This is a genomic window from Streptomyces sp. NPDC059009 (assembly GCF_042740175.1).
Lineage (GTDB): Bacteria > Actinomycetota > Actinomycetes > Streptomycetales > Streptomycetaceae > Streptomyces.
This window is the reverse complement of sequence record NZ_JBHYJB010000020.1, coordinates 82,617-108,061: the sequence shown is the minus strand read 5'-3', so window position 1 is coordinate 108,061 and position 25,445 is coordinate 82,617. Positions and strand designations below refer to the sequence as shown.

The 25,445-nt window shown below is 72.0% G+C and carries 18 protein-coding genes, 1 other RNA gene and 1 pseudogene; 4 read left to right on the top strand and 16 right to left on the bottom strand.

The features are described 5' to 3' along the window. Window positions 1-118: 118 nt before the first annotated feature. The 4 genes and pseudogenes from ACFWYM_RS21035 to ACFWYM_RS21020 form a co-directional block, all read right to left on the bottom strand. A complete protein-coding gene (locus tag ACFWYM_RS21035; RefSeq protein ID WP_384839064.1) occupies window positions 119-1,453 on the bottom strand; it encodes an acyltransferase in 1,335 nt (444 codons plus the stop codon). Further along, window positions 1,450-3,576, bottom strand: a complete 2,127-nt coding sequence (locus tag ACFWYM_RS21030; protein ID WP_384839061.1) for a glycosyltransferase — start codon at window positions 3,574-3,576, stop codon at window positions 1,450-1,452. The genes ACFWYM_RS21035 and ACFWYM_RS21030 overlap by 4 nt, the downstream gene beginning before the upstream one ends. 158 nt (window positions 3,577-3,734) lie before the next feature. Further along, the gene (locus ACFWYM_RS21025; protein ID WP_384839058.1) at window positions 3,735-4,511 is read right to left on the bottom strand and encodes a hypothetical protein; all 777 of its coding nucleotides are present in this window, start codon (window positions 4,509-4,511) and stop codon (window positions 3,735-3,737) included. A 159-nt stretch (window positions 4,512-4,670) separates the two neighbouring features. Continuing rightward, window positions 4,671-5,666, bottom strand: a pseudogene (locus ACFWYM_RS21020) (LysR family transcriptional regulator). A gap of 93 nt (window positions 5,667-5,759) precedes the next feature. Here ACFWYM_RS21020 and ACFWYM_RS21015 point away from each other — a divergent pair. Beyond that, window positions 5,760-7,154 carry an MFS transporter gene (locus ACFWYM_RS21015; protein ID WP_384839055.1) on the top strand — a complete coding sequence of 465 codons (1,395 nt, stop codon included), beginning with the start codon at window positions 5,760-5,762 and terminating at the stop codon, window positions 7,152-7,154. On the opposite strand, the gene dacB is transcribed toward ACFWYM_RS21015, so the two are convergent. The 8 genes from dacB to ftsE all read right to left on the bottom strand — a co-directional run bounded on the left by dacB (window position 7,135) and on the right by ftsE (window position 14,122). After that, the gene (dacB, locus tag ACFWYM_RS21010) at window positions 7,135-8,730 is read right to left on the bottom strand and encodes a D-alanyl-D-alanine carboxypeptidase/D-alanyl-D-alanine-endopeptidase (RefSeq protein ID WP_384839052.1); all 1,596 of its coding nucleotides are present in this window, start codon (window positions 8,728-8,730) and stop codon (window positions 7,135-7,137) included. The two genes, ACFWYM_RS21015 and dacB, sit on opposite strands and share 20 nt — an antisense overlap. Window positions 8,731-8,892: 162 nt before the next feature. Then, window positions 8,893-9,696 (bottom strand): collagen-like protein, encoded by an 804-nt coding sequence (locus ACFWYM_RS21005; RefSeq protein WP_384839049.1) that lies wholly within the window; start codon window positions 9,694-9,696, stop codon window positions 8,893-8,895. Continuing rightward, window positions 9,693-9,965, bottom strand: coding sequence for a hypothetical protein (locus ACFWYM_RS21000; protein WP_384839046.1), 273 nt, complete (start codon window positions 9,963-9,965; stop codon window positions 9,693-9,695). Before ACFWYM_RS21000 ends, ACFWYM_RS21005 begins: the two co-directional genes overlap by 4 nt. 222 nt (window positions 9,966-10,187) lie before the next feature. Then, window positions 10,188-10,558, bottom strand: a transfer-messenger RNA (tmRNA) gene (gene ssrA, locus ACFWYM_RS20995). 106 nt (window positions 10,559-10,664) lie between these two features. After that, window positions 10,665-11,186: an SsrA-binding protein SmpB gene (gene smpB / locus ACFWYM_RS20990; RefSeq protein WP_384839044.1), complete on the bottom strand. Its 522-nt coding sequence runs from the start codon at window positions 11,184-11,186 to the stop codon at window positions 10,665-10,667. Window positions 11,187-11,204: 18 nt separating this feature from the next. Next, on the bottom strand, window positions 11,205-12,392 hold the full coding sequence (locus ACFWYM_RS20985) for a S41 family peptidase (RefSeq protein ID WP_384839041.1): 1,188 nt from the start codon (window positions 12,390-12,392) through the stop codon (window positions 11,205-11,207). A 78-nt stretch (window positions 12,393-12,470) separates the two neighbouring features. Further along, a complete protein-coding gene (ftsX, locus tag ACFWYM_RS20980) occupies window positions 12,471-13,388 on the bottom strand; it encodes a permease-like cell division protein FtsX (protein ID WP_384839038.1) in 918 nt (305 codons plus the stop codon). 44 nt (window positions 13,389-13,432) lie between these two features. Continuing rightward, window positions 13,433-14,122, bottom strand: coding sequence for a cell division ATP-binding protein FtsE (gene ftsE, locus ACFWYM_RS20975; protein WP_384839035.1), 690 nt, complete (start codon window positions 14,120-14,122; stop codon window positions 13,433-13,435). A gap of 276 nt (window positions 14,123-14,398) precedes the next feature. Here ftsE and ACFWYM_RS20970 point away from each other — a divergent pair, with 276 nt between their 5' ends. After that, window positions 14,399-14,590, top strand: coding sequence for a hypothetical protein (locus ACFWYM_RS20970; protein ID WP_384839032.1), 192 nt, complete (start codon window positions 14,399-14,401; stop codon window positions 14,588-14,590). A gap of 152 nt (window positions 14,591-14,742) precedes the next feature. Here ACFWYM_RS20970 and ACFWYM_RS20965 read toward each other — a convergent pair whose 3' ends face one another. The 4 genes from ACFWYM_RS20965 to ACFWYM_RS20950 all read right to left on the bottom strand — a co-directional run bounded on the left by ACFWYM_RS20965 (window position 14,743) and on the right by ACFWYM_RS20950 (window position 20,014). Then, window positions 14,743-15,429, bottom strand: a complete 687-nt coding sequence (locus ACFWYM_RS20965) for a hypothetical protein (RefSeq protein WP_384839029.1) — start codon at window positions 15,427-15,429, stop codon at window positions 14,743-14,745. 312 nt (window positions 15,430-15,741) lie between these two features. Next, the gene (gene prfB, locus ACFWYM_RS20960) at window positions 15,742-16,848 is read right to left on the bottom strand and encodes a peptide chain release factor 2 (protein ID WP_384839026.1); all 1,107 of its coding nucleotides are present in this window, start codon (window positions 16,846-16,848) and stop codon (window positions 15,742-15,744) included. Between the two features lie 59 nt (window positions 16,849-16,907). After that, window positions 16,908-18,182: a serine/threonine-protein kinase gene (locus ACFWYM_RS20955; RefSeq protein WP_384839023.1), complete on the bottom strand. Its 1,275-nt coding sequence runs from the start codon at window positions 18,180-18,182 to the stop codon at window positions 16,908-16,910. Between the two features lie 200 nt (window positions 18,183-18,382). Then, window positions 18,383-20,014, bottom strand: coding sequence for a serine/threonine-protein kinase (locus tag ACFWYM_RS20950; protein WP_384839020.1), 1,632 nt, complete (start codon window positions 20,012-20,014; stop codon window positions 18,383-18,385). A gap of 459 nt (window positions 20,015-20,473) precedes the next feature. Between ACFWYM_RS20950 and ACFWYM_RS20945 the strand changes: the two genes are divergently transcribed. Both ACFWYM_RS20945 and ACFWYM_RS20940 read left to right on the top strand, forming a co-directional pair. Beyond that, window positions 20,474-23,818, top strand: coding sequence for an FHA domain-containing protein (locus tag ACFWYM_RS20945; RefSeq protein ID WP_384839017.1), 3,345 nt, complete (start codon window positions 20,474-20,476; stop codon window positions 23,816-23,818). A 215-nt stretch (window positions 23,819-24,033) separates the two neighbouring features. After that, entirely contained in the window at window positions 24,034-25,440 is a 1,407-nt protein-coding gene (locus ACFWYM_RS20940; RefSeq protein WP_384839014.1) for an ABC transporter substrate-binding protein, read from the top strand. The last annotated feature ends 5 nt before the right edge of the window (window positions 25,441-25,445 follow it).

The following is a 25,445-nucleotide window of genomic DNA, read 5'->3' as shown; positions in this document are numbered from 1 at the left end:
AGCCTCTCACCCGCCCGCCCCTTCAACATCGCGAAGTTCACCCCCAGTTACACCTCGCGACGTCACACCGCGTGACGTCTCACCGTGACGTCACACCGTGACGTAACACCGCACGACGTCACACCGCCCGACGCCGCCCCCTCCTCACAGCCCCACCGGACTTCACCCCGTTCGGCCACAACCTCGGCCCCCGCTTCGCCGCCAGGTCCTCGACCCACCCCACAGCCACCACCATCAGCCCGATCAGCGGCCACACCAGCACGAACATCCACACCATGTACGTCGTGTCCAGCGCATGGCTCCAGCGCTCGTCCTCCATGAACGGGAAGTCGTACGCCTGGTCGATGATCGGGACCGTCGCCATGATCAGGAGGTTGTGCCACAAGTAGATCGTGACCGCCCGATTGTTGGAGAGCGTGACCAGCTTGTCCCATTTCGCCAGGCGGCCGGGGAACTCCTTCCAGGACGGGGAGTACTGGAGCAGGATCACCACGAAGCCGAGCGACCAGGTCGCCTGGGCCAGCGGGATGTCGTTCAAGTCCCAGCCGTCCGGGCCGAGATGGCCCGACGCCCACCACAGGCCGAACGCCATCACGATCGCCGACACGGAGACCGCCAGGTAGCGCGGTATCCGGGCCAGCACGCCCTCCTGGTGCGCGAAGCCCAGGACCCAGCAGCTGCCGTACACCCCGAAGTCCGAGACGGCGTTGCCCGTTTCGCCGGGGATGGTGACCACACCCGTCGTCAGCACCACCGTCAACGCCAGCGGAGCGGCCAGCGTCGCCCACGGGACGCGGCGGAACGCCCACAGCAGCAGCGGTGACGCGATCACGAACCACAGGTACGCGCGGATGTACCAGAGCGGGCCCGCCGCCTGCGCCGGCCATGTGTCCTCCAGCAGGCCCGCCTTGTCCCCGAGGTGCCAGGGGAAGGGGGGAGCGCCCACCGGGAAGATGTAGTTGATCATGCTGACCAGGCCCCAGGTGCCGCCGTGGTCCGGGTCCTCGCTCACGTTCCAGCCGCCCCAGAAGAGCAAGGTCAGGACCGCTGCGCTGAAGATCCACATCGGGGGGAGCAGTCGGCGTATGCGGCCCCTGATCACGCCCCACGCCGGGCGGTTCAGCGAACGCGCCATCAAGGAACCCGCCAGCGCGAACATCACGCCCATGGAGGGGAACAGGATCGTCAGCCACGCCCAGCCGAAGAGGTGGTAGACGACGACCCGGACCAGGGCCAGGGAGCGGAGCAGGTCCAAGTAGCGGTCGCGGCCCGGCTTCTTGGGGGCCGCCGAAGCAGTGGGCGGGACCTGGTGAGGCGGGGACTGGTGGGGTGGGGACTGGTGGGGTGGGGACTGGTGGGGTGGGGACTGGTGAGGCGGGGACTGGTGAGGCGGGGACTGTGGCAAGGGGCTGGTCTCGCCCAGGGACCCGCCCGGTACATAGCTGTGGCTCATCCGACGGGCCTCCGATCATTGCTGCCCGCCGTCGTCCGCTGACGCGGAATGGAACCGGGCGCTTCCACCACCCCTGTCCGCCGGAGCTTCTGCCAGCGCAGCCGGCCTCCGGTGAGAGCGGTGATCCAGGACTGCAGCAGCACCACGTACATGAGCTGCCGGTAGAGGATCTGCTGGAGGGGCAGCGAGATCAGATGGGTCATGCGTTCGCGGTCCAGGCGGAAGGCGTACGCCGCGCAGATCGCCTGCACCGCGAGCACGCCCAGCCACGCGGCCACGGTCTTCTGGGTGGGGCCGAAGACCAGGCCGTACAGGAGAAACACATCAATCAAAGGAGCAAGCAGCGGGGCCAGCACCATGAACAGGGACACCAGGGGCAGGCCGACCCGGCCGAAGCGGCCCGAAGGGCCCCGTTCCACCATCGCGCGGCGGTGCTTCCAGATCGCCTGCATCGTCCCGTACGACCAGCGGTAGCGCTGCGACCAGAGCTGCTGCACCGTCTCCGGCGCCTCCGTCCAGGCGCGGGCCTTCTCCGCGTAGACGACGCGCCAGCCGTCGCGGTGCATCGCCATGGTGATGTCGGTGTCCTCGGCGAGCGTGTCGTCGCTCATGCCGCCGACCCGTTCGAGGGCGGTGCGACGGAAGGCGCCTACCGCGCCCGGGATCGTCGGCATGCAGCGCAGCACGTCGTACATGCGGCGGTCGAGGTTGAAGCCCATCACGTACTCGATGTGCTGCCAGGCGCCGATCAGAGAATCCTTGTTGCCCACCTTCGCGTTGCCCGCCACGGCGCCCACGCGCGGGTCGCCGAAGGGCTGCACCAGCTCGCGGACCGTGGACGGCTCGAAGACCGTGTCGCCGTCCATCATCACGACGATGTCGAAACGGGCGTTCGCCAGGCCCCTGTTGAGGGCGGCGGGCTTGCCCGCGTTGTGCTGGCGGACCACCCGGACGTTCGGCAGGGCGAGGCTCTCCACCAGGCGGGCCGTGCCGTCCGTGGAGCCGTCGTCGATGACGACGACCTCGATGGGGTGGTCGCTCGCCATGAGGGAGCGGACCGTGTTCTCGATGCATTTCGCTTCGTTGTACGCGGGGACCAGGACCGAGACCGGCTCCGTGATCGGGCGGCCCCAGTGGAAGTTCCGGCGGCGCACGCGGCGTGCGTGGATGGCGGACAGGAGAAGCATCAGAGCGAAGCGCAGGAAGACGAGGGAGCCGATGACCGCCAGGCAGACCACCAGGCACTCGGTGATGTGCTCGGAGGCGGACACCAGGAAGACCCATGCCCTGCCCTTCCAGAGCTCCACGCCGGTCACCTTCGTGTGCGCGCTGGGGGCGCCCAGGGCCTCGGTGAGGTTCGCGAACGTGTAGCCCTCGCCCTGGAGTTGGGGCAGGAAGCGGTCGAGGGCCGCGACGGTCTGGGAGCGGTCGCCGCCGGAGTCGTGCATGAGGACGACGGCGCCCTTGCCGCCGTGGGGGGTGGCACGGCGGATGATCTCGTCGACCCCGGGGCGCTTCCAGTCCTCGCTGTCGGTGTTGTTGACGACCGTGAGGTAGCCGCGGCCGCCGATGTACTGCGTCACCGGCCAGGACTTGTCGTCCATGGCGTCGGCGAAGGAGGAGTACGGGGGGCGGAAGAGGGACGTGCGGATGCCGGCCGCGCCCGCGAGCGCCAGCTGGTTCTGGGACAGCTCCCAGTCGATGCGGCTCTTCGACTGGTAGGAGAGATCGGGGTGGTTGAAGGTGTGCAGGCCCACCTCGTGGCCCTCGTCGACCATGCGCTGGACGAGGTCCGGATAGCGCGAGGCCATCGTCCCGGTGACGAAGAAGACCCCGTGGGCGTGGTGCTCCTTGAGGACGTCCAGGACCTTGGGGGTCCACTCCGGGTCGGGGCCGTCGTCGAAGGTCAGCACGAGCTTGTGGTCCGGGACGCTCAGGCTCGCCTCCCGGCCGCCGCGCGTGTCGATGACCGGGCCGCCCTCCAGGACCTTCTCCGGGACATGGTCGGTGGCCACGGGCGGGCGCACGCGGTGGTCGGCGAGGATCTCGCTGTGCACGTACCCGCGCAGCATCAGCATCGCGAGGAGCGCCACCAGGAGGAGCGAGGCCAGCAGGTAGCGCATGGGCAGCCGACGGCGGCGCGGTGCGCGCGGGGCTCTGCGGCTCCCCTGCCCGCGGCTCCCCTGAGCCCGGCTCCCCTGAGCCCGGCTCCCCTGAGCCCGGCTCCCCTGGGCGCGGCTGTTCTGGGCCCGGCGCGAACGGGCCCTGTTGGAACGGGAGTTCATGGCTGGACGACCTCCGGGGCGGACGCGCTGCCCTCGGGGGCGTGGTAGCTGGAGCTGGCGTAGGTGGCGGTGGCCTGGCCGCCCGCGACGGGGCCGGGGCCGCCGCCCTCGCCGCCGCCCTCGCCACCGCCGGAGACGGTGCCCGGGTCCGGGGACTCGGTGGGCGGGTCGACCGGCGGGTCCGAGGTCTTCGTCGGGTCCGGGTCCGGGATGGTCGGCTTCTCCGTCGGGTCCGGGTCGGGCTTGGTGGGCTTGCCGGTGGGGTCGGGCTTGCCGCCGCCCGTGGACGTGCCGGGGTCCGGCTTGCCGGTCCCGCCGTCGCTCGGGGTGGGGTCGGCGGTGGAGCTCTCGCCCGGTCCGGGCTCGGCGGTGCCGGTGCCCGAGGCGCTGGGCCCGGGGGTGGCACCGGGGGTGGTGGACGGGCGCGCCGGGTCGGCCGGGAGCTGGGAGGTGTCCACCTTGCCCGCGGGCTTGTCGGACTCGGGCTTGGATCCCTGCACGGGCAGCCAGGGCGCGCTGGAGTTGCCCGAGAGCAGGGTGGCGACGATGACCACCGCGTAGGCGGCGCAGGCCAGGCCGACGATCACGCCGATCCTGCGGTATCTGCGGCTGCGGCGGCCCGTCTCGTCGACGAACACCGGTCCGTCCGGCGGCTCTTGGTCACGCTGCGCGGACAGGTCCGCCAGCTGTTGTCCCACCCCGTCGATCTGAACGGTGACCTCGTTCGGATCGTGGGTATGCCCCCGCTGGGCATCCTCTCGCCAGTTCTCCATGCGTACGCACAACCCCCCAGGCTGCTCTCACTTCGGGCGCGCACGACTCCCCGGGCACTTGCCGTCCGGACCGGGCCCCCACCCGATCCAAGCGCCCCCCTACCACACCGCGCCCGGACCATGAATGTAGCGCACGCCGATGACAGCGGTGGTTCTGAGTCAGTCCTGACTCATCATGATGAGTGCATCTACGGCCGGAACCCACCCATTCCCGGGCCGGGTCAGCCACCCTTCGGCGACGGCGAGTTCGGCCGCGGCGGCCCGCAAAGCCTCAATACCGGGATGTATCTGCCCTTTTCTCCACACCAGTGACACGGGCGACAGCGGGACGGGGTCGACGAGGGGCCGCAGCACCGCGCCGGGCATGGCCGGAAAGTCCGCCACGGCGAGGGCCGGATTCCGCTTCTTCGCCATGATCCGCCCGAACTCCTCGGCGCCCACGGCGAGCGGCTCCGGCGGCGCGACCCGGATGCCCCGCCCCGCGAAGAGCCGCCGGGCCAGATCGGTCCACTCCAGGGTCCCCTCGTTGCCCGCGCCCGCGTACACGGTCTCGCCCGCGAGCTCCCCGAGCGGCACCGCGTCGAGCCCGGCGAGGCGGTGCCCGAGCGGCAGCAGCACCGCCATCGGCTCGTACCGCACCGGCTGCTGGGCGAGCCGCTCGCGCAGGGCGGCGCCGAGCCCCGCGTACCGCCCGAACGACGCGTCGAGGCGCCCGTCGACGATCCCCTGTGCCGCGCCGGTGAGCCCGCTCTCGAAGCGGGCCATCAGCTCGCAGTCCGGCGCGAGTTCACGGGCCCGTTCCAGGACCCGGCCGGAGAACAGGCCGGGGCTGTTGAGGTCCACCAGAAGCGGCCGCGCCGCGCGCTCCCCGCCCCTCCCGAAGGCGGCCACCATCTCGTCCTGCGCCTCCAACACCCGCCGCGCATACGGAAGGAGCCGCTCCCCGGCGGCCGTCATGACGACCTACCGCGTCGTCCGTACGAAGAGCTCGGCACCCAACTCACGCTCCAGGCGCCGGACATCGCGGCTGAGCGCCTGCTGGGCGACGTACAGCCGGGCGGCGGCCCGGGTGAAGTGCAGTTCCTCGGCGGTGGCGACGAAGGCGCGGAGCAGCCGGGGCTCCACGTCACGGGGTGTGCGGCCGGGTGCGGTCATCCCGTGAACCTACGCGAACTCACAACACAGGTGCGTGAATCAGCCCTCAGAAGGTGTTGGACCGGGCTCGCCCGCCCCGGTGAGGCTGAGCGCATGCCCCCTGCCGAACCCGAACCCGAACCCCCCTCCCCCACCCCCCTGTTCACCGTCGTCGGCGACACCCTCGTGGCGGCACCCCGCCCGCGCGCGGAACCCGAGCGCCTCCGCAGACGGAGCGACAGCCCGTACGCCCGTCTCTTCCGCATCCCCGGAGCCCGCGCCTTCACGATCGGCAACCTCATCGCCCGCCTGCCCATGGGCATGTTCAGCGTGAGCGCCGTCATCATGATCTCCGGTGCCCGCGGCTCGTACGCCCTCGCGGGCGCCGTCACCGCGACGGGCCTCGCCGCGACGGCGCTCGTCGCGCCCTGGACGGCGCGGCTCGTCGACCGCCACGGGCAGGCCCGCGTCGCCGTGCCCGCCACCGTCCTCGCCGCCCTCGGCTCGCTCGCGCTGCTGCTCTGCGTGCGGTACGGGGCGCCGGACTGGACCCTGTTCGCGGCGTACGCGGCGACGGCGACCACGCCCAACACCGGAGGGATGTCGCGGGCCCGCTGGGCGCACCTCCTGAAGGGCGACGCCGACGCCGTGCACACCGCCAACTCCTTCGAACAGGCCGCCGACGAGCTCTGCTTCATGCTCGGCCCGGTGCTCGCCGCCTTCCTCTGCGGCACGTTCTTCCCGCAGGCGGGCACCCTGGTAGGCGCGGTCCTGCTCCTGACCGGCGTCCTGGTCTTCGCCGCCCAACGCGCCACGGAGCCACCGCTCCAGACGGAACACGCCTCTACGAAGGTGAAATCACCCCTCCACGCGCGCGGGATGCCCGCTCTGCTCGCCGCGTTCCTCGCCACCGGCGCCGTCTTCGGCTCGATGGAGGTCGTGACGATCGCCTTCGCTGACGAGAACGGCCACAAGTCGGCCGCGGGCGTGGTCCTCGCCCTCCAGGCCGCCGGTTCCTGCGTGGCGGGCCTGCGCTACGGGTCCCTGCGGCCGCGCGGCCCGCTCCCCCGCCGCCACGCCCGCTGTCTCGCCGCGATGACGGCCCTGATGACCCTGCCCCTGCTCGCGGCCGCCACCACCGGCTCCCTCGTGGCACTCGCCCCGGCCCTCCTGCTCGCCGGGATGGGCACGGCCCCGACGATGGTCACCGGCATGACGCTGGTCCAGCGACGCACCCCCGAGGGGCAGCTCAACGAGGGCATGACCCTCGCCGTGACCGGCCTCCTCGGGGGCATCGCGTGCGGCGCGGCGGCGGGCGGCGCCGCAGTGGAGCACCTGGGCGCCACGGCGGCCTACGGCGCCCCGGCCGCGGCCGCCGCCGCCGCGCTGCTCGTCACCCTGCTCAACTCCCCGCTCAACTCCCCGCTCGGACCGAGCGGATCACACGGATCACACGGCTCACACGGCTCACGCGGATCACGCGGCCCACTCAGCAGCGGGCGGGCTTGACCCACGAGCACTCCAGCTCGCCCTCGCCCCCGGCCGCGCGGCGCTCCGCCCGCACCTTCGCCGGTACGGCCTTGTCCTCGGTGGACTGGGCCAGCGTGACGACGATCGCGTCCTCCAGGGCCTTCACCGACGCGGGCAGGTAGTTGTTGAGGACGATGCTGAAGACGAGCTCGCGCCCGTTCGCGTCCTTCACGTACCCGGACAGGGCCGAGGCGCCCGTCAGTGTCCCCGTCTTCGCATGGACGTTGTGCGCCGCCGGGGTCCCGCACATGCGCGAGCGCAGGGTGCCGCCGACGAACTTGTCCGGCTCGCACGCCACCGGCAGCGAGCGGTACCAATCCGCGTACCAGGGCGCGGACTTGACCGACCGGAGCAGCGTGATGAGCTGGCCCGCCGGGATGTTGTCCTTGCGCGAGAGGCCGGACCCGTCGACCTGCCGGATCCGCCCCGGGTCGAAGCCGGTGGTCTTCAGATAGCCGTGGATCGCGGCGAGCCCGTCGTCCCAGCTGCCGGGCCGCCCGGTCGCCTCGTACCCCATGGCCTTCGTCAGGCTCTCCGCGTGCATGTTGTTGGACAGCTTCATGAACGGGACCAGCAGGTCCTTCAGCGCCATGGAGTCGTGCGCGGCGAGCTGCTTCGCGCCCTTCGGAGTGGCGACACCGGCCTTCGTCGGGCCGCTCACCCGCACCCCGTGCGCGGCGAGCGCGTCCCGGAAGACGGCCGCCGCGTACCCGGTCGGCTCCCAGACGGTGGCCCACTCCTTGGTGGTGTCCCCGCCCACGGGCACGGTGCCGCTCACCGTGATGGTGTTCTTCCCGTGCTGCCGCTCGACGGCGATGGTGTCAGCGCCACCCGCGGCGACGGTCGTGGCCTTCAGATCGATGTCCACGTAGTCGGTCTTCGGGGTCACGGTGACGCGCGGCTCGTCCCCCGCCTGCGCACCGGGCGCGACCTCGACGATGACCGTCCCGGTGTCGTAGTCGGTGTCGGGCGCGACGCTCAGCGCGGAGATCTGTGCCGCGTAGTACGAGGACTCGTCGTCGCCGCCCCAGGTGTCCCCGATGCGCCGGGCGTCGAAGCGGGTGTCGTCCGCGACGAGCCGCCCCGACACCCTCCTGACCCCCGACTCGGCGATCTTCGCGGCGAGTTGGTCATAGTCCTTGGCGAGCGTCGTCGGGTCTCCGGTGCCGCGCAGATACAGGTTCCCCTTGAGCACGGGCCCGTGCCGCTCGCCGTCGGTGAGGACATCGGTGGTGAACCGGTGGTCGGGGCCGAGGAGTTCCATGGCGGCCGTCGAGGTGAGGAGCTTGGTGTTGGACGCGGGCATCAGCCTGCCGCTGGGCAGATGCTGGTACAGCACGTCTCCGGAGGCGGCATCGGCCACCACCACGCTCGCCGCCCCGCCCTCCATGCGGGGATCGCCGAGGATGGCGTCGATGGCCTCGGGCAGCCCACTGCGGTCGGAGTCCGCCCCGGCCGGAGCGCTGAACGAGAGGGAGGCCGCCGCGACGGCGAGCACGGCGGGCCAGATCCAGTGGCGCATACGGGTGTTGACGCGTCTCACGGGTCTACTCATGACCCTGGAGCATCCCGGATGAAACGGCACGGCAAAAGAGCGCGCACGGCCACTGCGGGCAACGGCGCCGAGGCGACTCCGAGAAGCCCTCCACGACAGGCCCCACCAGACCCCACCGCAGGCCCCACCACAGCCCCCACGACCAGACCCCACCACCAGGTCCTACGGCAGGCCCCACGTGCGGCGCCGCTGGGGCGGCAGCACCGCCAGCAGTCCGAGCACCGGTGCGGGTGCCGAGGGGGACTCGCCGTCGCGGCGGCAGACCAGGGCGTCGGGGTCTCCGGGCGGAGGCTGAAGGCTGTAGCCCTCGGGGCAGTTGGGGCCGGGAGGCCCGTCGTCACCCTTGGGCCCCTGCTCGCCCGCTGGACCGGCGGGACCGGCGGGACCGGCAGGACCTGCCGCACCGTCCACACCCGCCGCACCGTCCGCACCGGGCGGACCGGCCGCCCCTTGAGGGCCCTGCGCCCCGTCCAGGCCGTCCACACCATCGGCCCCCTTCACACCTGCCACACCCGTCGGCCCAGGATCCCCTGGCTCCCCTGGCTCTCCTGGCTCCCCCTGCCCCCCTCGCTCACCCTGCATACCCTTCTCGCCTTGCGACCCTCGCTCCCCACTGGCCCCACGAGCTCCACCCGCGCCCGTCTTCCCCTCGGGCCCGCGCGAACCGGGAGTCGACGTGGGCACCCGGACCCGGGCGAGCAGGTCGTCGACGGCGTCGGCCGGGTCCGGAGCGGCAGGGGTGTCGCCGTGCGCCCTGACCTGCGCACGCAGCGTCCGCACGTCACGCGCGAGCGTGGACACGGCCGCGCCGCGCCGGTCCGCCTCCACCGCGAGCCGGTCGGCCCGGCGGTCACCGGCGTCGATACGGGCCCAGAGGATCGCCGAGACACCGGAGAGCGCGAGCAGGACGCAGACGAGGAACGCGAGGCGCCAGCGGGGGGCCAGGAGTTGCTCAAGCCGGGTCACCGCGTGCCTCCGAGCCGTTGGTTGTCGATCAGCAGCCGGGCGATCTCTGTCTGGTCATGGGCGTGCAGGGCATTCAACTCGGCGAGTCTCGCGTCGCGTTCGGCGACCTGCCGCTCCAGGCGGTCCCGCTCGCTCTGGAGCTTCTCCGTGAGGCTGGAGTAGCCGTTGAGCGCGTTCTCGCCACGCTTTCCGAGGTACGCCACCAGGGCCGCACCCAGAGCTCCCAGACAGGCGAGGAGGGAGCCGAAGAGAGTGACGCTGGCATCCAAGCGGCTGCCTCCTGCTCTTGCCTCGTACCGACTGCACTGCACTGCACTCACTCTCGGTAACGAGTCACATGCCTGGAGGATGTGCCCATTCTTCGACCAACAGCCTTACCGCACAGGGGAGTTGACAGAACACTCGATGGCGTCCAGGCCCCGGATCCCGAACCCTGGGCACGGAAAAAGCCCCCCGGCCGGTGGCTGGAGGGCTTTCGCCTCACATGGGATGAGTGGAGATGGCGGGAATCGAACCCGCGTCCAACGGTGCGGAATCAGGGCTTCTCCGTGTGCAGTTCGCTGTGATTTTCTCGGCCCCGGTGATCTCGCGAACAAGTCTCCGACGGGCCCAGTCACTGTTTGATTTCCTCCCAGACCCCGTGACCGGGTCTAGAAGTTTAGTTCCCTAGCTGATGCCAGGATCCGGGTCGGGAACAGCCCCGGGCTGACACTTCGCAAAGTCGCTACTTAGGCAGCGAGGGCGAAGGAATCGCGCTTGGTGTTGGCGATTATTGGTTGCGACATATGGTTAACGAGATCATTGCCGCTTCCTCGACACGCTTCCCCTGCTTCGACATCCGCTGTCGAAACCGATCATCCCCATGTTGATTTTTCAAAGTGGGTCTCGCGACCCGGTGTCCCGTCACCAGCGGAACGTGCTCCATCGTACGTGACCAACGCGCGACGATGCCACCGTATTCCTGACGGCTAGGCGATGCCCTGCCGCCGCCGGGCCGCCGAGATCGCGCGGTTCGTCTCGCGGGTGTCCTGCTTCTCTCGCAGCGTCTGCCTCTTGTCGTACTCCTTCTTGCCCTTGGCGAGCGCGATCTCGACCTTGACCCGGCTGTCCTTGAAGTACAGCGCGAGGGGCACGATCGTGTGACCCGTCTCCTGGGACTTGGACTCCAGCTTGTCGATCTCCGCGCGGTGCATCAGGAGCTTGCGCTTGCGCGTCGCGGAGTGGTTGGTCCACGTGCCCTGGACGTACTCGGGGACGTGGATGTTGTGCAGCCACGCCTCGCCGTGGTCGATGTGCACGAAGCCGTCCACCAGGGACGCCCGGCCCATGCGCAGCGACTTGACCTCGGTGCCCATGAGCACCAGGCCGCACTCGTACGTGTCCAGGATGTGGTAGTCGTGCCGCGCCTTCTTGTTCTGCGCGATCATCTTGCGGGCGGGAGCCTTCTCGGCGGCCTTCGCGGCCTTGCGCTTTACCTTTTCCTTCGCCATAGTGCGGCCATTTTCGCACTAGGAGGGGGGCCCGAGGCCAGTCAATACTGTCTCCGCCCGGGCCTCGGCTCCATCCTCGACCTCCAGGTCGGGCGTGATGCCCCGGCCGTCGACCGCGCGCCCCGAAGGAGTGCGGTAGTGCCCCACGGTCAGCTCGGCCACGGAGCCGTCCGGGAGGCGGCTCGGCATCTGGACCGAGCCCTTGCCGAAGGTCCTGGAGCCCACGACGACCGCGCGGCCGCGGTCCTGGAGGGCGCCTGTGAGCAGCTCGGCCGCGCTCATCGTCCCGCCGTCGACGAGCACGACCACGGGTCTGGCCGTGTCCCCGCCCGGCTCCGCGTGCAGGGCCCGCTGCTCGCCCCGTACGTCGTACGTGGCCACCAGGCCGCCGTCGAGGAGCGCGGAGGAGGCCGTGACCGCCTCCGTGACCAGGCCCCCGGAGTTGCCGCGCAGGTCCAGGAGGATCCCGGCGCCCTCGGGAGCGGCGCGGACCGCTTCCCGTACACGTGCGCCGGAGCCCTTGGTGAAGGCGGCGACCTTGATCAGGACGGCGCCTCCGGAGAGGTGGGTCACGGCCACCGAGTCCGTGGACAGGCGCGCCCTGTGCACCGTCTCGCTCCACGCGCGCGTGCCGCGCTCCAGGCGGAGCTCGACCGGGGTGCCCGCGTGGTCGCCGCGCAGCAGGGCGACGACCTCCGTGACGGGACGGCCCGTGACGCGCTCGCCGTCGATCGAGCTCAGCCGGTCGCCCTCGCGGATCCCGGCGCGGTCGGCGGGGCCGCCCTCCTGGACGCGCGAGACCTCGATGCCGCCGTCGGCCGCGCGCCGGGCCCACAGGCCCACGCCCGTGTACGCGCCGTCGAGGGCCTGCTCGAACTCCTGGTACTCGCCCTGGGAGTAGACCGATCCCCAGCGGTCCCCGCTGCGGCTGACGGCGTCCTCGGCGGCCTTCTTGGGGGACTTGCCGTCGGCCATCGCCTCGGCGGCGGCGTCCGCTGCCTCGGCAGCCGGGTCGTCGGGGGCGGACGACGGCTCGGGCAGCGGCGCCGAACGGGCCACGGGGGTGGCGGATTTCCGGCCCTCGGGCACCGTCTCGCTCCATGAGCCGGTGGCCGCGCCGGTCGCGAGGACGCTCGCGAAGACCAATGTCAGGGTCGCCCCGCGGCGGATCCGTCGGGGCCGGGAGGACCGGTCGAGACCTGACATGACGGTGAGTCTAGGACAACGAAGGGCGCCGTACGGCTCGTTGAACCGTACGGCGCCCAAAGCCCCGTGGGGCCCGCGTCACACCTTGAGGTACTTGCGCAGCGCGAAGAACGCGGCGAACGCGGGCATCAGCAGCCCGATCGCGAGCACCAGCGGCATCTTGGCCAGGACCGCGTCCCAGCCGACGAACTGGATCAGGTTGACCTTGTCGGCGAGCGCGAGGCCGTGGTCGACGATGAAGTACCGCCCGACCATCATCATCCCGCAGGCGACTCCGGCCCCGATGAGACCGGCGACGGCGGCCTCCATGATGAACGGCAGCTGGATGTAGATGCTGGACGCGCCGACGAGCCGCATGATGCCGGTCTCGCGCCGGCGGCTGAACGCCGATACGCGCACCGTGTTCACGATCAGCATCAGCGCGACGCTCAGCATCAGCGCCATCACCGCGGTCGCCGCCCACTTCATGCCGTTGAGGAGGCCGAAGAGGTTCTCCAGGTAGGTCTTCTGGTCCTGCACGGACTGCACGCCCTCACGCCCGGAGAAGGCGGTCGCGACCACCTTGTACTTCTCCGGGTCCTTGAGCTTGACGCGGTACGACTCCTGCATCTGGTCCGGCGTCAGGGAGTTGGACAGCGGGGAGTCGCCGAACTGCTCCTTGTAGTGCTTGTACGCCTGGTCGGCCGACTCGTACATGACCTTCTCGACGACCGGCATCTTCTTCAGGTCGCTGAGGATCAGCTTCTTCTGCTCGGCCGTGACGGCGCCCTTGGCGCACTTGGGGTCCTGCTGGGCGTCGGCCTTGTTGCACAGGAAGATCGAGACGTTGACCTTGTCGTACCAGTAGCCCTTCATGTTGCTCACTTGCTGGTTCATGAGCAGCGAGCCGCCGAAGAGGGCGAGCGACAGGGCCACGGAGACGATGACCGCGAAGGTCATCGTGAGATTGCGGCGGAGACCGACGCCGATCTCCGACAGGACGAACTGGGCGCGCATGGCGTCCTTTCAGTGGATCAGAAGCGGTGGGGCGGAGCGGGTCCTCAGTGCTGGTAGCCGTAGACGCCGCGCGACTGGTCGCGGACGAGACGGCCCTTCTCCAGCTCGATGACTCGCTTGCGCATCTGGTCCACGATCTGCTGGTCGTGGGTGGCCATCACGACGGTGGTGCCGGTCCGGTTGATGCGGTCGAGGAGCTTCATGATCCCGACGGAGGTCTGCGGGTCGAGGTTGCCGGTCGGCTCGTCCGCGATCAGCAGCTTGGGCCGGTTCACGAAGGCGCGGGCGATCGCGACGCGCTGCTGCTCACCACCGGAGAGCTCGCCCGGCATGCGGTCCTCCTTGCCGCCGAGCCCCACCAGGTCGAGCACTTGGGGCACGGCCTTGCGGATCTCGCCGCGAGGCTTGCCGATGACCTCCTGCGCGAACGCGACGTTCTCGCCGACGGTCTTGTTGGGCAGCAGGCGGAAGTCCTGGAAGACGGTGCCCAACTGGCGCCGCATGTGCGGCACCTTCCAGTTGGACAGGCGCGCGAGGTCCTTGCCCAGGACGTGCACCTGGCCGTGGCTGGTCCGCTCCTCGCGGAGGATCAGCCGCAGGAAGGTGGACTTTCCGGAGCCGGAGGACCCCACCAGGAAGACGAACTCGCCCTTCTCGATCTCGAGGGAGACGTCCCTGAGGGCGGGTCGGGTCTGCTTGGGGTAAGCCTTGGAGACGTTGTCGAATCGGATCACGGATGCACCACGGGTTGCCGGGGGTAGGTGTGCGTGACCATACGCGAAGCGGGTACGGGAGCGCAGTCGGCGTCCTGAGTTGCGCGATTTGTCGCGGATGACGCCCCGATTCCAAGCGGAACGGATCGGTGGGAACCAGCCCGGATCCGGCGAGCGTGCTCCTGTGCGACCGGGCGACGCGCGCCGAAATCCACAGAAGCTGGCACAGTGGTAGGGGGAACGGTTGAGTTCCCCCTAGCGTTGGGCAGGGTGAGCCTTGCGGAGGAGGAGTGGCGCATGACCTATGACCGGTTGGTGTGCGCGAACTGCGCGGCGCCTGTCAGTGAAGGCCGCTGCCCCGTGTGCCGGGCGAACCGTGAGCGCATGCAGCAGGAGGGCCCCTTCGGCGGCCTGAGCCCGGCGGCCCTGATAGGGCTTCTCGTGGTGCTGATCGCGGCGGTCGCGCTGCTCGCGCACCAGACGGTGTGAGCACGCGCCACGACAGAGGGTGAGCATCGGCAAGCCGAGCATCACTGGGCGTACGGATCCGTGACACGTAGCCACGTACGCGAGAAGGGCCCCGGAGCCAGTCGGCTCCGGGGCCCTTCTCTTGACGCTTCAGGCGTCGCGCGTCGCCCGGATCAGGCGGCGGCGCCACGGTTGCCGACGAGGCGCGGCAGGATACGGAAGCCGATGCCGCCGGCGATCATCGTGGCGGCACCGATGACCAGGAACGTGGTCTCGGCGGCACCCGTCTCGGCGAGCTCGCCCTTGTCCTTGCCCTTGTCGCCGACCTGCTCGACCGGCTTGGTGCCGGTCTGGCTCAGGCCGTCCTTGCCCTTGCCCTGCTCGACGGGCTTGGAGCCGCCGTCGGGGTTGGTGCCGTCGTGGTCACCGCCACCGGGGTTGCCCGGGTCGCTCGGCTGGTCCGTGGGGTCCGTCGGGTCGTCCGTCGGGTCCGTGGGCGGGTCCGTCGGGTCGGTCGGCGGGTCCGTGGGGTCGGTGGGCGGGTCCGTGGGGTCGGTGGGCGGGTCCGTCGGCTCGGTCGGCGGGTCCGTCGGGTCCGTGGGCGGGTCCGTCGGCTCGGTGGGCGGGTCCGTCGGGTCCGTCGGGATCACCGTGGGGTCACCGGTCGGGTCGTCGTCCTTCGGGCCGTGCACGTCGACACCCACGCCGTTCTCGTCCACGCTGGCGTTCACGCCCGCGCCGCCGAGGTCCACGCCGAGGTCCAGGGCCGAGGCGGCACCGGCGGCGGACAGCGAGGCACCGGCGGCGATCACCGCGCCGGCGGCTATCCGCGCGACACGGATCCGCGTCTTCTTGGTCATGTGGCTGCTACCCCCAGTAGCTAATCGTCAATGAGGCAGCGCCCGGGGCCGCATTCACCGGGGCTCGCGATCGGCCCCCACTGATCACACGCGCCCCAGATATACGCATGCCGCCCGCTAGCCTTTCCACTTTTCAGACCACCGTCAAGGTCGTTGCGTGCGCGATGTCCGTTATGCGGTTGGTTGACCGGCGTACGGAGATGTGACTGTGACGTAAGAGGCACTCCGGGCACACAACAAAGGCAACTGCCGCCCGGAAGGGGGCAGTTGCCTTGTCGACAAAGCGCTGCTGAGCTGCGCGTATATCCGCGCCTACTTCTCCTGCTGCTTGCGCCAGCGAATTCCGGCCTCGAGGAAGCCGTCGATCTCACCGTTGAACACGGCCTCCGGGTTACCGACTTCGAACTCCGTCCGCAGGTCCTTGACCATCTGGTACGGGTGCAGGACGTACGAACGCATCTGGTTGCCCCAGGAGTTGCCGCCGTCGCCCTTGAGGGCGTTCATCTTCTCCTGCTCCTCCTGGCGGCGGCGCTCGAGGAGCTTCGCCTGGAGGACGTTCATCGCGGTGGCCTTGTTCTGGATCTGCGAGCGCTCGTTCTGGCAGGAGACCACGATGCCGGTGGGGAGGTGGGTCAGACGGACGGCGGAGTCCGTCGTGTTCACGCCCTGGCCGCCGGGGCCCGAGGAGCGGTACACGTCGACGCGCAGCTCGGACTCGTCGATCTCGATGTGGTCGGTCTGCTCGACCACCGGGAGGATCTCGACGCCCGCGAAGGAGGTCTGGCGGCGGCCCTGGTTGTCGAAGGGCGAGATGCGCACGAGGCGGTGGGTGCCCTGCTCGACGGAGAGCGTGCCGTAGGCGTACGGGGCCTGGACGGCGAAGGTGGTGGACTTGATACCCGCCTCTTCCGCGTACGACGTCTCGTACAGCTCCGTCTTGTAGCCGTGCCGCTCGGCCCAGCGCAGGTACATGCGCTGGAGCTTCTCGGCGAAGTCCGAGGCGTCCACGCCGCCGGCCTCCGCGCGGATGGTGACGACGGCCTCCCGGGAGTCGTACTCACCGGAGAGGAGCGTGCGCACCTCCATCTCGTCGAGCGCCTTCTTGACGGCGGAGAGCTCGGACTCGGCCTCGGCACGGGTGTCCGGGTCGTCCTCCTCCTCGGCCATCTCGAAGAGCACCCCGAGGTCGTCGATGCGGCCACGCAGCGCCTCGGCCTTGCGCACCTCCGCCTGGAGGTGGCTCAGCTTGCTGGTGATCTTCTGTGCCTCGTCCGGGTCGTCCCACAGGGACGGCGCGGCCGCCTGCTCCTCGAGCACGGCGATGTCTGCCCTCATCTTGTCGAGGTCCAGGACGGCCTCGATCGACTCCATGGTCGAGGAGAGGGACTTGAGCTCTTCGGATACGTCGACGACTGCCACGGGTCCAGCGTAACGGCTGGGGGAAGCGGCGTTTCCCTCCGCGGTCGGTCCGGGGCCCGCTACGGGGCCGGCGGGGCCGAGTTCCCGGGGTTCTGCTGGTCCCGCGGGGTCGCGTCCGCGTCGTCGCCCTGGGTCGCCGCCCAGGTGCCCACCCCGGCCGCCGCGACCAGCACGACCGCGGCCGCACCCAGCGTGATGCGGCGGCGGCGCGTGGCCGAGCGGTGGCGGGCCGAGCCGGGCCGGGCGGCGCCCGTCGCGCGCGGGACACGGGCGGTGCCCCGGGCGCCGCCCGCGAGCTCGTCCGGGCCCGGTACCCGCATCGACGTGTGGGTGTCTCGGTTCGAGTCGGCGGGCGCCGAGCCGGGCACCAGGGGGACGGCGCCGCGGCGCGGGGTGCCCGGGGCGGGCTGCGGGGCGGCGGTCGCGTGCTCCTCGGAGCCCTCGTCGGCGGCCCCCTCGGACGCCCCCTGCTCGTCGGCGTACGGCTCGTCGACGTCCAGGGGCGGCAGGCCCGCCAGGAGCGGGAGCTGCTCGCGCAGCCGGGAGCCGAGCTCCGAGGCGCGCAGCCGGGACGCCGGGGCCTTCGCGAGGCACTGCACGAGGAGCTGCCAGAGCTCTTCCGGGATGCCCGGGAGCGGGACCACCGTCTCCGTGACATGGCGGCGGAGCACCGCGCCGGGGTGGCCGCCGCCGAAGGGCGTGAAGCCCGCGAGGAGCTCGTACAGGACCGTCGCCAGGGCGTAGATGTCGACGGCCGCGCGCGGGGGCAGGCCCTCGATGATCTCGGGGGCCAGGTAGTCCGGGGTGCCGATGATCTTCGTCGCCTTGGTGCGGCGCGGGGAGTCGATGAGCTTGGCGACGCCGAAGTCGGTGAGCAGGGCGGGGTGCGCGCCGCCCGGGCCGAGGGGGCCCTGCATGTCCAGGAGGACGTTCTCCGGCTTCACGTCGCGGTGCACGATCCCGGCGGCGTGCGCGGCGGCCAGGGCGTCGGCGACGTCCGCGACGATGGCGACCGCGGCCTCCGGGGCCAGGCGGCGCTCGCGGTCCAGACGGGTGCGCAGGTCCGTGCCGCGCACGAGGTCCATGACGAGGGCCAGGTCGTTGCCGTCCACCACGAGGTCGTGGACGCCCACCACGCGCGCGTGGTCGAGGCTCAGCAGGGCCGTGCGCTCCTGGACGAAGCGGCCGACGAGCTCCTGGTCCGAGGCCAGGTCCTCGCGCAGCAGCTTGATGGCGACGGGTCCCTCGGGGCCCTCGCCCAGCCACACCGTGCCGGCACTGCCCCGCCCCAGGATCTGGTGGGCCGTGTACCGGCTGCCGATCTTCCGTGCCAAGACTGCTCCTACGGATGTGTGTCGGCGACGCTCCGCCGACCCGGAGAGGCACCTCTCCCTTGGCCCCCGGCCGACAAAAATACGCGGCCGGAGCGCCAACCATCACATCCGCGCGGGAAACCACCCCGCAGGTGTCGACAAATCCCCGGAGTCGTCCGGGAATTGGCCCGGTGGAGACCGGGGCGGACCGCGCCCGGCCGTCAGTTGCCGAGCTTGCCCATCCAGTCGCCCACCGTGTTGTAGACCTCCTTGATCTGGCCCCAGTAGCTCTTCGTGGTGCCGATCCAGTCCTGCAGCGGGCTGAACTCCCACACCGCCCAGCCGGCCAGGAAGAGCACGACGATCACCAGGAGGCAGCCCTTGAGGCAGCCGAGGCCCGGGATCTTCGTCCGGTTCGGGCTGCGCTCGCGCCGCTGGCGGGGCTCGCGCTGCGGGGCGGCCGGCGGCGGCTGGTGCGGGGGCTGCTGCTGCGGCGGGGCGTAGTACTGCTGCGGCTGTTGCTGCTGCTGGGGCTGCGGGGCGTAGCGCTGCTGCGGCTGCGCGTACTGCTGGGGGCGCTGCTGCGGCGGCTGGTTGCGGGCGACCTGGCGCTGGGGGCGGCGGCGCAGCGGGTCCTGGTTCGGGTCCACGTACGACTGAACCTGCGTCTGCTCGTTGCGGTCGCGGGCCGCGCGCATCTGGTTCTGCCAGGGGTGCGGGTCGTCCGGACCGCCGCCCGCGCCGGGGGCGCCCGGGGGCACCGGGGGCATCACGGCGGTCGGGTCGGCGTGGGGTCCGCCGCCGGGGCCGCCGGTGTTCTGCATGACGCTCGTCGCCGCGTTCGGGTCGTACGAAGAGGCGTTGCTCGGCAGGACCTGGGTGGGGTCGGCGGCGCCGGGGGTGTCCGGGACCTGGGCGGGCGACGGGTCGGGCATGAGGAGCGCGCCCACGCCCTCCGCCGCGGCGATCTGCGCGGCGCTCGCGTGCACCCCGACGCCCTCGGCGACGGCGCGCAGGCCGCGGGCGAGGTTCTCGGCGCTGGGGCGCCGGTCGGGGTCCTTGCTGAGGCAGCGCTCGATGACCGTCCACAGCGGGTCCGGGACGGTGGAGGGGCGGCGCGGCTCGGCGCTGAGGTGCTGGTGCAGGACTTCGAGCGCGGAGCCGCCGGAGAACGGCGGCTGCCCCGTGACCAGCTCGTACAGGAGGATGCCCGCGCCGTAGATGTCGACCGCGGACGTCTGCGGACGGCCCTCGGCGGACTCCGGCGCGACATAGGCGGGCGTGCCGACGAACTCGTGGGTGCGGGTCAGGCCCGGGGAGTCGGCGAGACGGGCGATGCCGAAGTCGGTGAGCATCGGGTACAGCGCGCCACCGGCGCCGTCCGCGCCGTCCGCCTCCTGCTTGAGCAGGACGTTGGCCGGCTTCAGGTCGCGGTGCACGACGCCGTCCGCGTGGCTCGCGGCCAGGGCGTCGGCGATCTGCGCGGTCATCAGGGCGGCGGCGACCGGGGTGAACGGGCCGTTCTCGCGGAGGTAGCGGTGCAGGTCGGGGCCGTCGACGAGGTCCATGACGAGGGCGAGCAGATCGCCCTCGACGACCAGGTCACGGGTGCGCACGATGTTCGGGTGCGTGAGCCGCAGCAGGACGGAGCGCTCTCTCAGGAAGCGCATCACGACGTCCGCGTCGTTGGCGAGCTCTTCCTTGAGGACCTTGATCGCGACGGTCTCGCCGGGCTGGCCGGGAACGGCCGCCTCGGCGCCCGCGGTCTCGCGCTGGCGGGCTCGCCAGACGGTGCCCGTGGCGCCGCGTCCGAGCGGCTCCTCGAGCAGGTACTTGCTGCCTACCGGCCGCACGTCATGCGCTCCCTGCTGATCTCGCTGGTCTGGTCTGGTCTGGTCTGGTCTGATCTGATCTGGGGGCCCGGCTCTGCCGCCGGATGCTGTTCCGCCCCAACTGTAGTGCCGCCGAACGGGGCACCGGCCGGTCATCTTCCGCCCGGCCCTCACCCTGCCCGGATTCTTGTTCTCCGGATAGACGCTCGCCCGGCTCCGTTGGTTGCCGACGGCTGCGGGAATTGACCTTCGTCACCGTGACCCCCGCCGTTTTCCACACCGGTCCAAGCAGGCACTTTTCCGAGCAGAGCCGACCAATCAAGATCACTTACGGGTGGGTGGCGGGCGTGTTGTCAGTGGCAGGTGCGAGGATGCTTTCTTGTTACTGGCCGACGTGCCCGTGTGCGGTGGGGGGAATCACAGCGCGAGTCGCGCGAGTCCCCGTGCCGGGTGCCCAGCACAGGAGGGACCGCTGACGCGATGCAGATCCGGCTGACCGTCCTCGGGTCGCGCAGCGGCCAGACCGAGCCCCAGGGCCGCCCCGCGCCACCCCACGCCTGTGACGTGCTGGTCACCGCCCCCACCGGGACCGCGCTCGCGGCGATCGCCTCGGGCCTGGCCACGGCGGCGGGCGGCGACGGCCCGGCCGTTCTGTACGTGGGCCAGGAGCGCCTCGACCCCCAGCGCAGCACCCTCGGCGAGCCCCCGCTGCTCGACGGCGCGGTGCTGAGCCTCGGCGCCCCGGCCGAGCCGGGTCCCGAACTGGCGGGCGCCGCCGCCCAGTTGCGCGTGGTGGCGGGCCCGGACGCGGGCGGCGTCCACCTCCTGCACGGCGGCCAGATCCGCGTGGGCCGCTCCGCCGAGGCGGACGTGGCGCTCGACGACCCCGATGTCTCCCGCCTGCACTGCGCGGTCACGCTCGCCCCGGACGGCCAGGTCTCGGTCACGGACCTCGGCTCGACGAACGGCACATCGGTGGACGGCACCGAGATCACCGACCGCCCGGTCCGCCTCGCCCCCGGCTCCCTGCTGCGCCTCGGCGAGTCCGCCCTGCGCCTGGCCGCGGGCACCGAGGCGGAGGCCACCCTGGCGACGGCGGCGGACGGCGAGGGGCACGTGCGCGTGCGCACCGCCGGGACCCCCGAGTCCCCTTCGTCCCCTTCTCCTGCTTCCCCTGCTTCCCCGGCTTCCCCTTCTCCTTCTTCTCCGCAGGGTCCGCCGTCACAGGCCACCCACCATGCGTACGGTTCCGCGGACTGGGGCTCCTCCGTAGGAGGGACACCCCCCGACGGCGTCCGGCCCCGCACGCCCGAGCCCCCGCTCGTGCCCCAGCAGGGCGGCGCCCCCGAGGCCGAGCACACCCGCGTGGGCACCCCCGTGCGCGGGACACCGGTGCCGCGCGGAGCCCGCAAGCGCGGCGGCCTCTCGGCATGGGCCCGGCGGCTCACCGGCTCCCGGGACGAGACCAGGGAAGAGCCGGCGTACGAAGCGGGGTACGGGCCGCAGGGCGACCCCCCGCCCCACGACCAGCACGACCCCGCCACCCCCGAAGACCCCGCCGTGGCCGCCGCCGCCCGCACCCCGGAGTCCTGGCCCGACCCGGCGGCCCTGCTGCTCACCGCGCTCGGCCCGGGCCCCCGCCTCTGGGAGCGCGGCCCAGCTCACCCGGAGACCCTCGCGGTCCGGCTCGGCACGGTCGACCGGGCCGCCCCGGGGTCCGGCGGACCGGGCCCCCTGCTGCCCGCCGTGCCTGTCACGGTCAGCCTGCGGGAGGCCGGGGCCCTCGGCCTCGCCGGGCCCAGGGAGCGGCTCTCGGGGCTGGGCCGCGCCGTCGTCGCCCAGCTCGCCGCGCTGCACTCCCCGGACAGCCTGGAGATCGTGCTGCTGAGCACGGACCGCGCCCGCCCTCTTCAGGAGCGCACCGCCGCGTGGGGCTGGCTCGGCTGGCTCCCGCATCTGCGTCCGGCACACGGCCAGGACTGCCGCCTCCTCCTCGCGTACGACAGGGAGCAGGCGGCGGCGCGCACCGGCGAGCTGCTGCGCCGCCTCGACGACCATATTGAGGGCAACTCCGGGGGCAGAAACGGGAGTTGGGCGCCCGCGGGCTTCTCGGGCAGGCGGAGCCCGGCCGGTGACGGGCCCTTCACCGTGCTCGTCGTGGACGGGGACCCGGGCTCGGCGGGGCTGCGCGAGGCCACCGTGCGGCTCGCCCGGGACGGGGCGCGTGCCGGGATCCACGTCGTGTGCCTCGCCGAGACCCCGGCCGCCTCCCCCGCCTCGCCGGTCCCCTCGACGTACGAGGCGGCGTGCTCGGTGACGCCCGCCTTCCGCGCGTGCGGCGCCGTCGCGCTGCTCAGCGGGGACGTGGCGACGGCGCTGCGGCTGCTGCGCACCGCGGACGGCCACCCCGCGGGGCACGGCACGGTTGCGGCGCTGGACGCGGTCTCGGCGGCCTGGGCCGAGCGGTTCGCCCGCTCCCTCGCCCCGCTGCGCCCGGACGGTGTGCCCGGCGAGGGGCACGCGCGCGTGTCCGCACCGCTGCCTCAATCCGCCCGCCTGCTCGACGAGTTGGGGCTCGCCCGGGCCACCCCGGCGTCCCTGATGGCGCGCTGGGCGGCGGCCGCGGACGACCCGGAGGCGCTGGGCGGGCGGGCCTGGCCGGTCCTGGGCGCCGGGCCGCGCGGCCCCGTCGCCGTGGACCTCGCGACCGAGGGGCCGCATCTGCTGATCGAGGGGCCGACGGGCAGTGGGCGCACGGAGCTGCTGCGCTCCGTCGCCGCGTCCCTCGCCGCCGCCGAGCGGCCCGACCGGCTCGGTCTCGTCCTCATCGACGGCCGGGACAGCGGCAGCGGCACGAGCGGAGGCAACGGCGGGATCGAGCGGGGCGCGGAGGGGCTGCGGGTCTGCACGGACCTGCCCCATGTCACGACGCATCTGAACGCCAACGACCCCGTACGGATGCGGGAGTTCGCCCAGTCCCTGACCGCCGAGCTGAAGCGGCGCGCGGAGCTGCTCGGGCGGCTCGGCTTCGGCGAGTGGCACACGCGGCGCGAGGTCTCGGGGCGGATGGTGGCGCAGCGGGCCGGCGGGGACGGGGCGGGGGACGCGGGCCCGCTCTCTCCGTCCGGGCGCACTCCGTCCGTACCCGCACCGTCCGGACGCACCCCGTCCGTATCCGCCCCGTCCGGGCGCACGCCCTCCGTGCCCGGCCCGGCCGTCCCCGGTCCCTCCGGAGCCGACATCGAGGCGCCGCCCAGCGCCACGCTGCGGCTGCGTCCCGGAGGGCGGGCGCGGCCCGAGCCGGGGCCCCCGCTGCCCCGACTCGTCGTCCTGGTGGACGACTTCGACGCGCTGCTGTCCCCCGCGCTCGGCTCACCGGGCCGACCGGCGGCCGGATCCGTGGTCCGCGCCCTGGAGTCGGTCGCGCGGGACGGGGAGCGGCTCGGGGTGCACCTCGTCGCGGCGGTGGGCCCCGGCGGGCGGGCCGCCGAGACGGAGCTCGCGCGCGGGGCGGGGCTGCGGGTGGCGCTGGACGCGCCCGCTGCCGGGCCGGAGGACCCCGCTCCCGGGCGGGGAGAGCTCGTGCGGGTGGCGGAGGGGCGGGTCACACCGTTCCAGGCGGGGCGGGTGACGGGGCGGATTCCGCGTACGGCGACGCTGCGGCCGACCGTCGTTCCGCTGGAGTGGGAGCGGATGGGCGACCCGCCCGCGCGGCGGCCGGTGCGCGAACTGGGCAATGGGCCAACGGACTTGGCGTTGCTCGCCAGTGCGCTGGAGCGGGCCGCGGGGTCGGTCGCCGTCGCGGAGGTCGCGCCGCTCCTGTAGCGGAGGTCGCGCCGCTCCCGTAGGCGGCGCCGCCCCGCAGCCGGGTTGCCCCACCCCGCGCCGAGGGCGGCGAAGCACCTCCGACAGAAGGCATGACACCACGTCACAACGCCATCACGATCACCTGGTTGACGCCGTTGGCGCTCTTGCCGGGCCTCCATGGGCGGGCGTAGACCAGAGCGCACGGGACTCGCCGGGGAGGGAACGGGGCTGTGATGCGCACTCTTCGTACACGCAGGGCACCGCAAGGCCGACGGAACCGAAGCAGCCGACGGGGCAGGGGCGCAGCCGCTGTCCTGGTCGCCGGGTCGCTCGTTCTCGGCGCCGCCGCGTGCGGTGGCAGCGACGACGACAAGGACGACGGCGGGAAGGAGAGCGGCTCCAAGACCGGGGCCACCGTTCAACTGCCCAAGCTGGACGGGCAGAAGGTGTCCGTCGCCGCCGTGTGGGGCGGCGCGGAGCGGAAAGTCTTCCTCAAGGTCCTCGACGAGTTCGAGAAGCGGACCGGGGCCGAGGTGTCCTTCGTGCCCGCGCAGGACCCGATCATCAGCTTCCTGGAGTCGAAGGTCGCGGGCGGGCAGCCGCCGGACGTCGCGATGCTCCCCCAGGTCGGCGCCATCGAGCAGGCCGTCCAGAACAAGTGGGCCAAGCCCGTCGGGGCCGAGGCCCAGGCCGAGCTCGACAAGAACTACTCCCAGGGGTGGAAGGACCTCGGAGCGGTGGGCGGCAAGCAGTACGGCGTGTACTTCAAGGCCGCCAACAAGTCGCTGATCTGGTACAACACCCAGGTCTTCGAGGGCGCGGCCACCAAGGAGTCGAAGACCTGGGACGAGTTCACCAAGTCCGCGCAGCTGGTCTACGACTCGGGCGTGGAGGCCGTGTCCGTCGCGGGCTCCGACGCATGGACCCTCACCGACTGGTTCGAGAACGTCTACCTCTCCCAGGCGGGCCCCGAGAAGTACGACCAGCTGGCCAAGCACAAGATCAAGTGGACCGATCCGTCGGTGAAGAAGGCCCTCACCACGCTCGGCGCCCTCTGGGGCAAGAAGGGCATGGTCGCGGGCGGCGCCGACGCCGCGCTGCAGACCGACTTCCCGCGCTCGGTGAAGCAGGTCTTCACCGGCGGCGATCAGCCCAAGGCGGGCATGGTCTTCGAGGGCGACATGGTCTCGCTGCCGATCTCGGAGACCAAGGCGGAGATCGGCACGGACGCGAAGGTGTTCCCCTTCCCGGCCGTGGGCGCCGACTCCCCCGCCGTGGTGGGCGGTGACGCCGCCGTCGCCCTGAAGGACAGCAAGGGCGCACAGGCGCTGCTGACCTTCCTCGCCTCGCCGGACGCCGCCAAGATCTGGGCCGAGGCGGGCGGCTTCGTCTCGCCGAACAAGAACCTCGACCTGGCGGCGTACCCGAACGACGTCCAGCGGAAGATCGCCAAGGCCCTCATCGCGGCCGGCGACGACATCCGCTTCGACATGTCCGACCAGGCCCCGCAGTCCTTCGGCGGCACCCCGGGCAAGGGCGAGTGGAAGATCCTCCAGGACTTCCTGAAGAACCCCAAGGACGTCGACGGCACCGCGCAGGCGCTCGAGAGCGCGGCCGCCAAGGCGTACAAGAAGAGCTGACGCGG